Genomic DNA, 13440 nt, shown 5'->3' with positions numbered 1-13440 from the left:
ACCCAGGAATTATGAACATCGCCATATTATCACGCGACCCTAAACTCTATTCCACACAGCGGCTAAAAAAAGCTGGTGAAAAACGTGGTCATAATGTTGAAATTATAGATCACATGAAATGCGTGCTCTACCTGGAAAAGAAGAACCCAATGGTATTGTACAATGGGCGCAAGCTGGATTACTTCGATGCCATCATTCCACGCATTGGTGCTTCCGTTACTGTTTATGGAGCTGCTGTGGTGCGCCAGTTTGAAATGATGAAAGTATTTACTGCGGTGGAATCGCAAGCCTTGATTCGTTCACGAGATAAATTCAGAAGCTTGCAGATACTTTCGCGTGCTGGTATTGGTTTACCTAAAACCATGTTCATGGACTATACGAAAGATACAGAAGGTATAGTTGAAGCAGTGGGGGGTGCGCCCGTAATCATTAAACTGCTTGAAGGTACACAAGGACTTGGTGTAGTACTTGCTGAGAATAAAAAAGCAGCTCAATCGGTAATTGATGCTTTTCATGGTTTAAAGACACGCATCATGGTGCAGGAATTTGTAAAAGAATCCAAGGGAGCAGACATCCGTGCCTTTATTGTAAATGGCGAAGTAGTTGGCGCCATGAAGCGCCAGGCAAAAGAAGGTGAGTTCCGGTCTAATTTGCATAGGGGTGGAAAAGCAACGCTCATCAAATTATCATCCGTTGAAAAACAAACAGCCATAACCGCTGCAAAGAAAATGGGCTTAGGTGTGGCGGGTGTAGATATGTTGCCATCTGCCCGTGGCCCATTGATTATCGAAGTCAATTCATCACCAGGTCTGGAAGGCATTGAGGGTGCAACCAAAGTAGACATCGCAGGAAAAATAATTCAGTATTTGGAAAAAAATGCCATGAAGAAGAAAATTCAGAAAGATAAAATCAATGCATGATTTTAATGGTCTGAAGTGAAATGGTGGTTTGTCGCTTCCTCTCCCTGTCATGAAACAATTACTTTATAAATTAATATTACCCCTGACGATTATTTCATTCACAATTTTTTCTAAATGGTGGTATGTCCAGGTTATTGATGGACCTGATGAAATTCTAACAGGTTTTCCAATTCCCTATATGTGCCGAGGATGGCACACTTCACTCTCATTACAAATTTTTGTTTTCGGTTTAATAATTGATCTTTTGACATATTTTGCCTTTTGGTACATCCTGGTTTTTATTGTGAACCAATTTGTGGTGAAGATTAAACCGAACAAAATCTTCACTATATTCATCTTGATTATATCTGGATTTTTATCAGCAGTTATGATTTTGTTTGGCAGTAATCCTGAAAACATTTATACGTTTCGCATGGGTTTTGAATCAGAAATACTCGAGACAGGATACAAATTTATTTGGGAGAAGGAACCTCAGCCTGATTATTATAAATATCAACCGGAAATGAAGAAGTAAAAAAAAACGCAGAAAAAAGCTCATTGCCATGCATTTTAAACACTTGACTAGCACTTAATTTTGTACAGGTAAATACAACCGTGCTTTTAAACTCAGATCGTCACATATAGCTAATAGTGACATGGTGTTGCTATCAGTCCTATCGAGAATTGAAAATCAATCTATTTCTTATTCTATTCTTAATAGACTTAGGTCTATTTTTCGTAGATTCGAAGAGTGAAACAAAGAATTTATATTGACACATCTGTATTTGGTGGTTACTTTGATGAGGAGTTTTCTGAATACACTATTCCATTATTTGAACGACTCAAGGGCCATGAGTTCACCCTACTCTTTTCGGCAGTGACTCAAGATGAGTTATACAACGCTCCTGATCAGGTGAAAGATCTCGTAAAAAGCCTTAGAACCGATTCGACTGAGTTTCTTGATGCTACTGACGAAGTCGTTGACTTGGCAACACAGTATATAGTTGAAAAAGTAGTTGGGCAAACCAGTTATGCTGACTGTTTACATATTGCCTTAGCAACAATAAATCGAGCTGATTTTTTAGTAAGTTGGAATTTTAAGCATATTGTTAATGTTCAGCGAATACGTGGTTATAATTCTATCAATATAAAAAATGGATATAAACAGTTAGAGATACGCTCACCTAGAGAATTTGAAAAATATGAAGACGATTGAAAAACAATTTGATGCTGTCAAATTTATGAGAGAACAGCGCGCTAAAATTAGCGAGAAGCTATCAAAGATGACTAAAGAGGAAATCATTGCTTATTTTAATAAGCGCAAAAAAGAGACATCAATTAAGCCCAGTGCATAACAACTATCTACCTTGGCTGGATCTTCACCCTACAGTTTAGTAAAAGTAAGCAGATACAGTTTAAAAAATCAGCCGCTGTGAATAATATACTATCGACTGCTCAGTACACATGAAAAAAATACAAATTGCCGGTCAGGAGATAAAACCTGGCGAGTTTAAGGAGATCAACATTAACATCGCACGGCTTCCCTCCCACACACAAATCGATACACCGATTTATGTTTCCCGCAGTCAGGAAGATGGCCCTACCCTCGCCCTGATGGCCGGCATGCATGGCGATGAAATTAATGGTATGGAGATCGTACGCAGAATTATTGAACGCAACCTCCACCAACCTAAACGCGGTACTGTTGTTTGCATACCCATCATCAACGTATACGGATTTTTAAACTTCTCGCGCGATGTACCCGATGGTAAAGATGTAAACCGGTCTTTTCCGGGTAGCAAGTCAGGCTCCCTGGCTTCTCGTGTTGCCTACCACGTTACCCACGACATTATTCCTAACATCGATTACGGTATCGATTTTCATACGGGTGGGGCCATGCGCACTAACTATCCGCAGGTACGTGCCACGCTGAGCGATAAAAAAAATGTTGAACTGGCCGAAGCTTTCTGCGCACCTTTTACACTCGATGCACCTTTCCGTCCAAACTCATTAAGAAAAGAAGCCTCTAAAAAAGACAGAAATATTATTGTTTACGAAGCCGGTGAATCCTTACGTTTCGATCAGCATGCAGTTGAAGAAGGCATCGAGGGAACGTTGCGTTTAATGAAACACTTAAACATGATTGATGAAGCGCCAGCGCCAAAAGAAGTAAATCGCATTATCTGGCATTCATCATGGGTGCGCGCCAAACATGCGGGGCTCTTTCAAACACAAGTGGCGGCTGGTCAATTAGTGCACAAAGGTGACTGGATTGGCACCATCACTGATCCCTTTGGTGAATTCAAAGAAAAAGTAATAGCAAAAGAGACTGGTTATGTTATCGGACTTAACAATATACCTGTAGTGAATGCCGGGGATGCGCTTATGCACCTAGGCATGGATAATCTTTGTAGGTTAGAGTAAGCGTCTTTGTTTATTAAAAACACTTCCATTCAATTTAAAAGCAGAAATAGTCCGATATTAAATAGTTGATATAAGGAGATTTATCATTTTACCTTATGGAATTTATACCCTAAGCCTACTGACCAAACCCACGTATCTGAAGTATCAAAATGGAAGAATGGTGCTATTAATACAAGGTGCTTATAGTCAATTCGCGGTGACACACCCAGTTTCGCACCTGTCTTCCCCTCTTTAATGTAAAAAGAAGGCAATGCACCAAAACCAATCTTCAAATCTTTATTCAATCTTAAAAGAAGGCTCGGACCACCTACATTGAAAGCATAAAAATCCTTGCCTGTTGAAAACGCAAACATACCCTCCAATCCTAGGTCCCATGCGACATCTTCTTTTTCCTGGCCATAGATTGATGTTGAAATAAGATACAGCATCATTATTAAAACAATTCGTATAATATTCATTCTTCCAATTACTGTTTAATAAGTATTACCCACTCTTAACTTAGCATCATCTTGTCCTCTTTAACCATTAGCGCTTATCAAGTATAAGCCTTGCCTCCTCCAGGTCTAGTTCATACTCTAATTTTCTCAAGGCCTCGTCACTGATTTTACCAGACCTGCGCATCGTATTAACATGAAGGCGCTCCATTTTCAACAGCTCTTCCTGTATCCGATGAAACTCAATAAGCTGTGCATCATCTAACCTGCTTCTTATTTTATTTTTGGTAACGCGCTGAATCCTGATTTCATATTTTGTTTTGATCTGGTTAAGCACATCTTCACTTAAACTCAATGAATATTCTTCTTCAATTTTCTCAATCACTGCAGAAGCAATTTTCAGTCTCGCCTCCAATTCATCTTGATGCTCGCGATCGTCCGGTTTTATGCCTAACCATTTAATAATGGGACGTAAGCTGAGACCTTGAATAACTAATGTTGAAAAAATAACACAGAAGGTTAAGAAGATAATTAAACTTCTGTTTTCAAAAGGCTGATTATCTGAAAGGGTGAGCGGTAAAGCCAAGGCTGCTGCCAAGGACACCACACCACGCATGCCCGACCAGGCAATGACAGTAACCAGGCGCACATTGGTTTCCGGCTCCTGCTCTCTTACTTTTTTAGAAAGCCAACGGGGTAAGTATGCGCCCGGATATACCCAGATAATTCTACCTACAATTACTGCAAGGCTCACAATAGCGCCATAACCAATAAGGTTACCTAATGAAGCGTGATCAATGTCTTTTAATATGACAGGCAGCTGCAAACCAATCAGAATAAAAATAATACCGTTTAGTAAAAAGATAACCGTGTCCCAGGTGGCATTCGCTTGCAGGCGTGTACGTTGCGAAAATATGTCTGACGAATTCCAACTCAGGTATAAACCCGATGCCACCACAGCCAGCACACCCGACATATGAAATTCTTCTGCACCTAAATAAGCGATAAAGGGAACCAGAAAAGTCAGTGTTGTATCTGTAGTTGGATTATCCGGTGTGATTTTATGTATCCATTTAAAAATAAAACCAAGTGCCAACCCAAATACAATGCCTCCACCCGCTACATAAAAAAACTGAATGCCAGCTTCTGATAAACTGAATACACCTGTAACCACGGCCGCGACTGCATACCTATAGGCAATCAATCCGGTGGCATCGTTTACCAGGCTCTCTCCTTCTAAGATGGTTACCACACGTTTAGGTACACCCAGACCTTTCGTAGCAGCTGTGGCTGCTACAGCATCGGGAGGGGAAATAATAGCGCCCAACACAAAAGCCTCAGCCCATGAGAAATGAGGAATAAAATAATGAGCAACCACTGCCACTGCACAGGTTGTAAAAATGACGCAACCAATAGCCAACAGTGTTATAGGTCTTTTGGCGCGCTTAAAATCTGGCCAGGAAGTTGTCCAGGCGGCTGCATATAAAATAGGTGGCAGAAATATCAGGAAAACAATATCCGGATGCAGCTCTACGGAAGGTAAGCCTGGTATAATGCCTATGCCCATCCCTGCCAGCACCAATAAGATCGGATAGGGTATGCGAATCTTATCGGTAACCTCAGCCAATGCGGTTACCACAGTCAACAAAATAATAATAACAGCCAGGTTACTCATCTGCTTTTAATCGTAAATAGACTTGAAAATATTAAAAAGAATTTAGGCTAACGGAAGTAAAATTGAAATAGTTCTCTGAAATAGGCGCATGTATCAGGGTTTTGTTTAGTTATTTCAAGAAAACCTTGAACTATTCAACATTTTCTCTGTTCTTGAAATACGATGAAGGTTAAAGTCTCCCGAAAAGAACATTTCAACGCAGCACACCGTCTCTATAACCCGGATTGGACTGACGAACAGAATGATAAAGTCTTTGGCAAGTGTAATAATCCGAATTTCCACGGCCACAATTATGAATTGGTTGTTAGCCTCATTGGCGAAATCGATCCTGCCACGGGTTACGTATATGATTTAAAAGAGCTCAGCGATATTATTAAAGAAAATGTATTGCTGAAACTCGACCATAAAAACCTAAATTTAGATACTGAATACTTTCACAGTCTCAATCCAACAGCCGAAAACATTGTACTGGTCATCTGGAGAATTTTGAGGCAAAAAATAGACCCTAAGTTTGAACTGAAAATCACCCTTTATGAGACAGAAAGAAATTTCGTTGAATATCCGGCCTCTTAAGCCCATTGATGATGAAGATGACGATCACCACTCGTCATCTGTAGAGACGCCCATGCGCAAAGATGCTTTCGATCTCAGCGATGAGGAGAAAATTGAACGCATAGAATCCCATTTTCGTCAGATCATGGAAACATTAGGGCTTGACCTTACAGACGACAGCCTGGCAGGTACACCCAAGCGTGTGGCGAAGATGTTTGTAAAAGAAGCTTTCAGCGGTTTAAATCCAAAAAATAAACCGGTAGCAAGACTCTTCGAAAACAAATACAACTACGACCAGATGTTGGTAGAAAAGGATATCACTTTCTACTCACATTGCGAGCACCACTTTGTACCTATTTATGGAAAAGCACATGTGGCTTATTTCAGCAGTGGAAAAGTAATCGGACTGTCGAAGATCAATCGCATTGTACAATATTTCTCCAAGCGACCACAAGTACAGGAGCGTTTAACAGTACAGATTGGTAAAGAACTGGAGCGCATCTTGCAAACCAAATCGATTGCTGTGGTCATGGATGCTAACCACATGTGTGTAGCCTCCAGGGGTGTAAGCGATACCAATAGTAAAACAGGAACTGCTTATTTTTCAGGTAAGTTCAAAGAAGATGACAATGTTAAACGAGAGTTTCTTAACTACATCAATAGCAAGTAACATCTTCATATAATCAACATTAGTATCAGAAGAATTATTCTCTGAGTTACTTTGAATCGGTTACGTTTTCATACAATGCCTGGTCATATACTGGAAACGTAACCGTAAAAGTAGTGCCCTCATCTAAAACGCTTGTCACTTCAACATGACCATTAAGCGACTCAACCTGGGCTTTAACAAGATAAAGACCCAGCCCCTTTCCTTCAATGTGGGTATTAAATCGTCTGTACAGGCCAAACAATTGATTTTTGTACTTCTCTAAATCGATACCTATCCCATTGTCTTTCACCACCAACACCATATTATTGCCCTGAAGTCTTGAGCTTACTTCCACATAACAGGGGCGATTGGGCGATTTGTATTTAATGGCATTACTAATCAAGTTGTACAAGATGCTATCAATATAAGCACCTACCGATTTGATGATATTCACCTCTGAAAAATCCACCTTTACCTTTGTGCTGCTCTTTTGCATGACCTGCTCCAGCGTAATTAATGTTTTGTTTGCTCTCTCCTGAAGATCAATCGATTCAATCATTAACTGGGTACTGTATTTTATGTCCAGAATTTTAACCAGGTCTTTTATTACCTCATCTAACTCCAGGGCACTATCCGCGACTTTGACTAACATAAAATTTCTGTCAATAGTCTCTGGATTGACCAATAACAGATTAGTAAGCCCTAACAATCTTGCAATAGGCCCTCGCAAATTATGCGAAACAGTAAAAGCAAATTGTTCCAACTGATTGTTATACCGAATAAGTTCGTGGTTGGCATTCTTGATTTCTTTTACCCTTCGGTCAATTTCCTCTTCCAGGTTGCGACTATATGAAAGGAGTTTCTTATTCTGCTTGTCGATTATTTCCTGTGCCTGGGTTAGTTGGAGGTTTTGTTTTTCCACTTCACTGGAGCGGTCGTTTAAAGTATCGTTCAAGGAAACTAACTCCTCATTTTGGGCGATCATTTCATTGTTGAGGTTGTTGATAAGCTGGTTTTGTTCAGCCAACTCCAGGTCTTTTCTGTTTCTGTAAAAATATAATGCAATGGCTATGGCCAATAAAATCAACAGTAAACCTATAATGATAAAACTGTATTCTTTTATTTTACGCTGTTGTTGCTTTGCATCCTCCAGCAATTCAATCTCTTTTTTATTTTTTGCCAGGGTAAAATCCTGAAGCTTTTTATCTTGCTGAAGTAGTTTAATTTTTTGTTCCTGATCGGCAACGGCTGCTTTCTGTTGCACAATTTCTAATAACTGACTGATCTTCTCTTTCTCCAGCAATTCATTCTGATAACGGATTGCCTGGAGATCGTTCTCATTCTTTAAAAATGCGAGCTCCTTCAATTTCAACTCCAGCTCGCGTTCTTTTTGAAGTGCCGTTAGCTCAGATTGAACAAGCTGAACTTTGTTATTTTGATTCTCAGAAATTAGCCGCTGGATCTCACGCTCTTGTTCCTCTGTGGCAAACTGTCGTTCCAATAAAAGTCTGTATCTTCTTTTTTGATATTGTAAACTATGTTCCCTTAAGTCATCGTATTGCTTTTGGTAGAAGCGGAATAATTGAAGGTCGTTTTTCTTCAGCATTAATTCAGCCATAAGTTTATAGCAATCCGAACGTATCGCATCCGACTCCTCCGTTTCAGCCAGCAATTTTAGTATCGACATCGATTCTTGCAAGATGGTAATGGCATTATTTACTTGACCCCTGAGGTAATTTCCAGTGGCTGTAAAGTTGAGTGCTCTTGCTAAAATCAGAGAGTCACCCTCCTTTTTTGCAAGCTCAACAGCCTCAGCAAATAAAGCCTGTGCTCGTTCAGGTTGGCCAAGATTTGCATTAACAACACCCAGGTTGATGAGTATCTTCACCCGATCCGGGTTCTTAATGGAAATTCCTTTTGTAGTGGTTACCGCATAACTCTTGTTGAAATATTCAGATGACTTTTTAGAGTTGTTCTGGAGATGATAAATATAACCTAGGTTATTATAGGCCTGGGTGATTAATTGATAGTCTTTTTGAACCATCGCTTCTTGCAAGAGTCGTTCAGTATATGTTATAGCTTTGTCATACTTTTTTGATTCGAGATATAAAGTCGATAAGGCCTGAATATTTGATATCGCCATAGCCTTGTCCTGAGCAGCAAAGCGAAGTATTTCTTCCCGCACCTCAATCTCTGAACCCTGTTCGCCCAATTCATGGTAGCAAAAAGCCATGCCTACACGTATTTTTTGTGCTCTTAAGGTATCTAAGGCCCTTCCTTTCAACGCTTTTTTATAAAATTCTATGGCCCTGGAATATGCTTCCTGATCCTGATACGTCCAGGCCAGTCTTTCTTCAATGGTCGTGCGTTGGATGGAGTCGCGGGTGGTATTATAGTCCAGCAACAATTGATCTATAGACTGCGCCCATGAAGTTGCGGTAATCATCCAAAAAACTAAATACGGCAGTATCCGCAATGCCATTCTTTTCAATGGTCTGAAATTTAAAATTGTGTTCAAAAGGGCTTAAAGCATTAATCGGATATCCAACGAAGACTCCCCCGATTGTTGATAATCAAAGGTAAGGTTAATGGTAAAGTTTAAGATACAAAATAAAAAAGTGAAAGACCATCGTTACCACCCCGTAACCTACCAATGGACAAGAAAATAAGGGCATATTGTCTAAAATTCAGTCTTTTTAGTACTAAAAATCCGTAGCTTAGTACCTTAAAATTTCATCCACTATGACATTCGATTTAGACATGATCAAAGCGTTATATGCAGCCATGCCTGGCCGCATTGCCAAAGCCAGAAAAGCCGTTGGCAAACCGCTTACCCTATCTGAAAAAATACTCTATTCTCACCTCCACAGCGAGCAAAAGCTGGAGAATTTTGGTCGCGGAAAGTCTTATGTAGACTTCGCACCTGATCGTGTGGCCATGCAAGATGCTACTGCTCAGATGGCCTTGTTACAATTTATGTCTGCTGGTCGCCCCAAGGTAGCTGTACCTTCTACTGTGCATTGCGATCACCTGATTGTAGCCAAGACGGGTGCAAAAGATGATTTAACTGCTGCAAATAATGAGAGCAAAGAAGTGTTCGACTTCCTCGCCTCTGTTTCAAATAAATATGGTATTGGCTTCTGGAAACCAGGTGCCGGTATTATTCACCAGGTTGTATTAGAAAACTATGCCTTCCCAGGTGGTATGATGATCGGAACTGACTCACACACGGTAAATGCCGGTGGTTTGGGTATGGTCGCTATTGGTGTAGGTGGTGCAGATGCTGTTGATGTGATGGCTGGTATGGCCTGGGAATTGAAATTTCCTAAGCTGATCGGTGTAAAACTTACTGGTAAGCTTAACGGCTGGACTTCAGCGAAAGATGTTATCCTGAAAGTGGCCGGTATTCTAACAGTAAAAGGTGGTACAGGTGCTATTGTTGAATACTTTGGCGAAGGTGCAACTTCTATGAGTTGCACGGGTAAAGGTACCATCTGTAACATGGGCGCAGAAATCGGAGCTACCACTTCTACTTTTGGTTATGACGAATCAATGTCGCGCTACCTGGTAGCAACAGGTCGTGCCGATGTGGCTAAACTGGCCGATAAAATCAAGGAACATTTAACAGCCGATCCTGAAGTATACGCTTCTCCTGAAAAATATTTTGATCAGGTAATCGAAATCAATTTATCAACCCTTGAGCCACACCTCAACGGTCCGTTTACACCAGATTTGGCTACACCACTTTCTAAATTGAAAGACGAGGCCATTAAAAATGGTTGGCCAACAAAAATTGAAGTAGGTCTGATCGGTTCATGTACTAACTCTTCTTACGAAGATATAGCCCGTGCTGCCAGCCTGGCTAAACAAGTGGCCGACAAAGGACTGAAGACAAAAGCAGAATTCACCATCACACCAGGTTCAGAGCAAGTGCGTTACACTATCGAGCGTGATGGTTTCATCAGCACTTTCGATAAAATTGGTGCTAAAGTATTTGCCAATGCTTGCGGTCCATGTATTGGTATGTGGAATCGTGTTGGCGCAGACAAGAAAGAGAAAAACACAATTGTTCACTCTTTCAACCGAAACTTCCAGTCACGTAACGATGGCAACCCGAACACTTTTGCATTTGTAGGTTCACCTGAATTAGTAACAGCATTGGCCATTGCCGGTGATTTAACTTTTAATCCGCTTACAGATTACTTAACAAACGAGCGTGGCGAAAAAGTAAAACTGGAGGCACCTACCGGTGATGAACTACCGAAGAAAGGCTTCGATGTAAAAGATCCTGGCTTCCAGGCACCTGCTAAAGATGGCAGCAAAGTAAAAGTGAGTGTAAGCCCTACATCAGATCGCTTACAATTGCTGGCACCATTCAAAGCCTGGGAAGGCACAGATTTAAAAGGTCTGCGTTTATTAATTAAGGCAAAAGGTAAGTGTACAACCGACCATATTTCTATGGCAGGTAAATGGTTAAAATACCGCGGTCACCTGGATAACATCTCAAACAACCTTTTGATTGGCGCCACCAACTATTTCAACGAATCAATCAACAGCGTTAAAAATAATTTAACAGGCGCTTACGATGAAGTTCCTAAAGTGCAACGTGCTTACAAAGCGCAAGGCATTGGTTCCATCGTAGTCGGTGACGAAAACTATGGTGAAGGTTCATCACGGGAACACGCAGCGATGGAACCACGCCACTTAGGTGTGCGTGCCATTCTTGTTAAATCATTCGCTCGCATTCACGAAACCAATTTGAAGAAGCAGGGTATGCTTGCACTTACCTTTGCGAATAAAGCCGACTACGATAAAATCCTTGAAGATGATGTGCTCGACATTGTTGGCTTAACCAAATTTGCTCCTGAAAAGCAACTAGAGTTAGTGTTAAACCACAGCGATGGCAGCAAAGAAAGCATTTTAGTTAACCACACTTATAATGCTAACCAGATCGAGTGGTTTAAGGCAGGTTCTGCATTAAATGCCATGAATGCTGTTAAAGCAAGTAATGGTAAAGCAAGCGCTCCGAAAAAGAAAAAAACTGTTGCTAAAAAGTCTGCTAAGAAAACTGCTAAACCTGCTGCTAAAAAGGCAGTGAAAAAGGCAGTGAAAAAAGTGGTAAAGAAAGCTGCCAAGAAAACCACTAAACCCGTTGCGAAGAAAAAAGCTGCTAAAAAGGTAGTGAAGAAAGTAGCCAAGAAAAAAGTGGTGAAAAAAGCCGCTAAGAAGTCTTTTAAGAAAGTAGCTAAGAAGAAAAAGTAAGCTTAGTTACAATTTTCAGTATAAGAAAAAGCCAGGTGTAATGCCTGGCTTTTTTATTTTACTTCAAATCAACGAATTACCACATCAGCACATCAACACATCATCAAATTTTCAAATCAATTAACGAATCACTTCTTTAAGCGCATAGTATTGCTCAAATACGTAGTGTATTGATTTATACGAATTTTGAAGTGAGTGATAAACTTCTTTAGGATTCATCCATCTTACCTCCTCAATATCCTCCTCCAGCATGGGTGCCATTTTGCTGTCGTCTACAATGTCCATCACATACCACTTTGTCTTTTTCAACATGGCGTGTTTATTCATGGTATAGGTGTGCCACGTGGTGCATAATTTTTTTCCAAGCTTCACACTTACATTGCACTCTTCTTCAATTTCGCGAACAGCAGTCTCTTTATACTTCTCGCCTCTCTCCTTCTTGCCTTTCGGCAAATCCCATTTCTTCAACCGGTAAATCATCAGGAATTTATCCTTTTTACGAACCAAGCCGCCTGCAGCTTTTACCACCTTAAACTTACTGTAAAGAAAATCCTGAATGGAATCATAATCCTTAACCGACAAGTGAACAGACAATACATTCAAGGGCACCTTAGAATTGAGTAATTCCAACAACACATTCATATGCTTGTCATCGGCATTTTGTATCCACACGTGGTGTAATAGCCCCGCAGGGGTTATTGGTTCCACCTGAGCGTCAACCTTATGGTTGTATTGGCCAGAAGCCGGTTGCTCATTTGATTTATAAATGGTGAGGCGTATGTCGTTTACAAATAGAACCATCAGGCAGTGAGGGATTAACCCTCTGCAAAAGAATAAAATATTTCCATGCTGGCAAGTGCTTCTGTATTTTTTACCATTTTCGCACTATCAAATTTTGAGATATGACGATTGTACAAAGCACTGCCCATCCTGTATCAGAAGCACTTTTAAGCATTGGAGCCATTAAATTGAACACAGAAAAGCCATTTACATGGAGTTCTGGCTGGAAGTCCCCTATTTATTGCGACAATCGTCTGTCCTTATCATTTCCTGAAGTACGAACACTTGTTAAGAATTCTTTGGCACAGGCCATTAAAACACATTTCCCCAAGGCTGAGGGCATTGCGGGTGTAGCTACTGCAGGCATTCCACAAGGCGCGTTGGTTGCAGATGCACTTAATCTTCCTTTTGTATATGTCAGACCTAAGCCTAAGGATCATGGCATGGAAAACCTGATTGAAGGCAAAATTGTGAAAGGTCAGCGCATCGTGGTTATTGAAGACCTGGTTTCTACTGGTGGCAGTTCTTTAAAAGCGGCAGAAGCTTTGCGCGATGCGGGCTTTATAATTGAAGGAATGCTGGCTGTATTTACCTATGGTTTTGATGTGGCCGAGCAGAGCTTTGCAAAAGCAAATATCCCTTTAGTTTGCCTGAGCGACTATAATCACCTGATCGATTATGCATTAACCTCCAGGAAAATTTCTGATGAACAGCTCATGTTGTTAAAATCCTGGCGCTTTGATCCTGCCAACTGGAAGGCCTGAC

The 13440-nt window shown here is 40.6% G+C and carries 13 protein-coding genes; 9 read left to right on the top strand and 4 right to left on the bottom strand.

Annotation, left to right across the window (positions count from 1 at the left end; genetic code table 11):
* Window positions 1-11: 11 nt before the first annotated feature.
* The 5 genes from rimK to ACO1XM_RS00265 all read left to right on the top strand — a co-directional run bounded on the left by rimK (window position 12) and on the right by ACO1XM_RS00265 (window position 3323).
* Window positions 12-920 carry a 30S ribosomal protein S6--L-glutamate ligase gene (rimK, locus tag ACO1XM_RS00285; protein WP_486224931.1) on the top strand — a complete coding sequence of 303 codons (909 nt, stop codon included), beginning with the start codon at window positions 12-14 and terminating at the stop codon, window positions 918-920.
* 49 nt (window positions 921-969) lie between these two features.
* Window positions 970-1434, top strand: coding sequence for a hypothetical protein (locus ACO1XM_RS00280; protein WP_486224929.1), 465 nt, complete (start codon window positions 970-972; stop codon window positions 1432-1434).
* A 216-nt stretch (window positions 1435-1650) separates the two neighbouring features.
* Window positions 1651-2115 carry a type II toxin-antitoxin system VapC family toxin gene (locus ACO1XM_RS00275; protein WP_486224927.1) on the top strand — a complete coding sequence of 155 codons (465 nt, stop codon included), beginning with the start codon at window positions 1651-1653 and terminating at the stop codon, window positions 2113-2115.
* Window positions 2102-2254 carry a hypothetical protein gene (locus ACO1XM_RS00270; protein ID WP_486224925.1) on the top strand — a complete coding sequence of 51 codons (153 nt, stop codon included), beginning with the start codon at window positions 2102-2104 and terminating at the stop codon, window positions 2252-2254. The genes ACO1XM_RS00275 and ACO1XM_RS00270 overlap by 14 nt, the downstream gene beginning before the upstream one ends.
* 109 nt (window positions 2255-2363) lie before the next feature.
* Window positions 2364-3323, top strand: coding sequence for a succinylglutamate desuccinylase/aspartoacylase family protein (locus tag ACO1XM_RS00265; protein ID WP_486224923.1), 960 nt, complete (start codon window positions 2364-2366; stop codon window positions 3321-3323).
* 83 nt (window positions 3324-3406) lie between these two features.
* Here the strand turns inward: ACO1XM_RS00265 and ACO1XM_RS00260 are convergent, their stop codons facing one another.
* Together ACO1XM_RS00260 and ACO1XM_RS00255 are read right to left on the bottom strand one after the other, a co-directional pair.
* Window positions 3407-3754: a hypothetical protein gene (locus ACO1XM_RS00260; protein ID WP_486224921.1), complete on the bottom strand. Its 348-nt coding sequence runs from the start codon at window positions 3752-3754 to the stop codon at window positions 3407-3409.
* A 94-nt stretch (window positions 3755-3848) separates the two neighbouring features.
* Entirely contained in the window at window positions 3849-5432 is a 1584-nt protein-coding gene (locus ACO1XM_RS00255) for a Na+/H+ antiporter (RefSeq protein WP_486224919.1), read from the bottom strand.
* A gap of 162 nt (window positions 5433-5594) precedes the next feature.
* On the opposite strand from ACO1XM_RS00255, the gene ACO1XM_RS00250 reads away from it, so the two are divergent.
* A complete protein-coding gene (locus tag ACO1XM_RS00250; RefSeq protein ID WP_486224917.1) occupies window positions 5595-6005 on the top strand; it encodes a 6-pyruvoyl trahydropterin synthase family protein in 411 nt (136 codons plus the stop codon).
* Window positions 5965-6654 carry a GTP cyclohydrolase I FolE gene (folE, locus tag ACO1XM_RS00245; RefSeq protein WP_486224915.1) on the top strand — a complete coding sequence of 230 codons (690 nt, stop codon included), beginning with the start codon at window positions 5965-5967 and terminating at the stop codon, window positions 6652-6654. Before ACO1XM_RS00250 ends, folE begins: the two co-directional genes overlap by 41 nt.
* Before the next feature lie 46 nt (window positions 6655-6700).
* Here the strand turns inward: folE and ACO1XM_RS00240 are convergent, their stop codons facing one another.
* A complete protein-coding gene (locus ACO1XM_RS00240; protein WP_486224914.1) occupies window positions 6701-9115 on the bottom strand; it encodes an ATP-binding protein in 2415 nt (804 codons plus the stop codon).
* A 260-nt stretch (window positions 9116-9375) separates the two neighbouring features.
* Between ACO1XM_RS00240 and ACO1XM_RS00235 the strand changes: the two genes are divergently transcribed.
* Window positions 9376-11895 (top strand): aconitate hydratase, encoded by a 2520-nt coding sequence (locus ACO1XM_RS00235; RefSeq protein WP_486224913.1) that lies wholly within the window; start codon window positions 9376-9378, stop codon window positions 11893-11895.
* A gap of 120 nt (window positions 11896-12015) precedes the next feature.
* Here ACO1XM_RS00235 and ACO1XM_RS00230 read toward each other — a convergent pair whose 3' ends face one another.
* Window positions 12016-12696: an NUDIX hydrolase gene (locus ACO1XM_RS00230; protein ID WP_486224911.1), complete on the bottom strand. Its 681-nt coding sequence runs from the start codon at window positions 12694-12696 to the stop codon at window positions 12016-12018.
* Between the two features lie 101 nt (window positions 12697-12797).
* Here ACO1XM_RS00230 and pyrE point away from each other — a divergent pair, with 101 nt between their 5' ends.
* Window positions 12798-13439, top strand: coding sequence for an orotate phosphoribosyltransferase (gene pyrE / locus ACO1XM_RS00225; RefSeq protein WP_486224909.1), 642 nt, complete (start codon window positions 12798-12800; stop codon window positions 13437-13439).
* Window position 13440: the final 1 nt, after the last annotated feature.

The sequence above is a fragment of the Chryseotalea sp. genome (assembly GCF_057350905.1).
Note: the sequence above shows the minus strand (reverse complement) of the source record. Positions and strands in the feature narration are given on the sequence as shown.

Coding starts and splice junctions, on each gene's coding strand:
- rimK (WP_486224931.1), top strand. CDS start 12: ATGAACATCGCCATATTATCACGCGACCCTAAACTCTATTCCACACAG.
- ACO1XM_RS00280 (WP_486224929.1), top strand. CDS start 970: ATGAAACAATTACTTTATAAATTAATATTACCCCTGACGATTATTTCA.
- ACO1XM_RS00270 (WP_486224925.1), top strand. CDS start 2,102: ATGAAGACGATTGAAAAACAATTTGATGCTGTCAAATTTATGAGAGAA.
- ACO1XM_RS00265 (WP_486224923.1), top strand. CDS start 2,364: ATGAAAAAAATACAAATTGCCGGTCAGGAGATAAAACCTGGCGAGTTT.
- ACO1XM_RS00260 (WP_486224921.1), bottom strand. CDS start 3,754: ATGATGCTGTATCTTATTTCAACATCAATCTATGGCCAGGAAAAAGAA.
- ACO1XM_RS00255 (WP_486224919.1), bottom strand. CDS start 5,432: ATGAGTAACCTGGCTGTTATTATTATTTTGTTGACTGTGGTAACCGCA.
- ACO1XM_RS00250 (WP_486224917.1), top strand. CDS start 5,595: ATGAAGGTTAAAGTCTCCCGAAAAGAACATTTCAACGCAGCACACCGT.
- folE (WP_486224915.1), top strand. CDS start 5,965: ATGAGACAGAAAGAAATTTCGTTGAATATCCGGCCTCTTAAGCCCATT.
- ACO1XM_RS00240 (WP_486224914.1), bottom strand. CDS start 9,115: ATGGCATTGCGGATACTGCCGTATTTAGTTTTTTGGATGATTACCGCA.
- ACO1XM_RS00235 (WP_486224913.1), top strand. CDS start 9,376: ATGACATTCGATTTAGACATGATCAAAGCGTTATATGCAGCCATGCCT.
- ACO1XM_RS00230 (WP_486224911.1), bottom strand. CDS start 12,696: ATGGTTCTATTTGTAAACGACATACGCCTCACCATTTATAAATCAAAT.
- pyrE (WP_486224909.1), top strand. CDS start 12,798: ATGACGATTGTACAAAGCACTGCCCATCCTGTATCAGAAGCACTTTTA.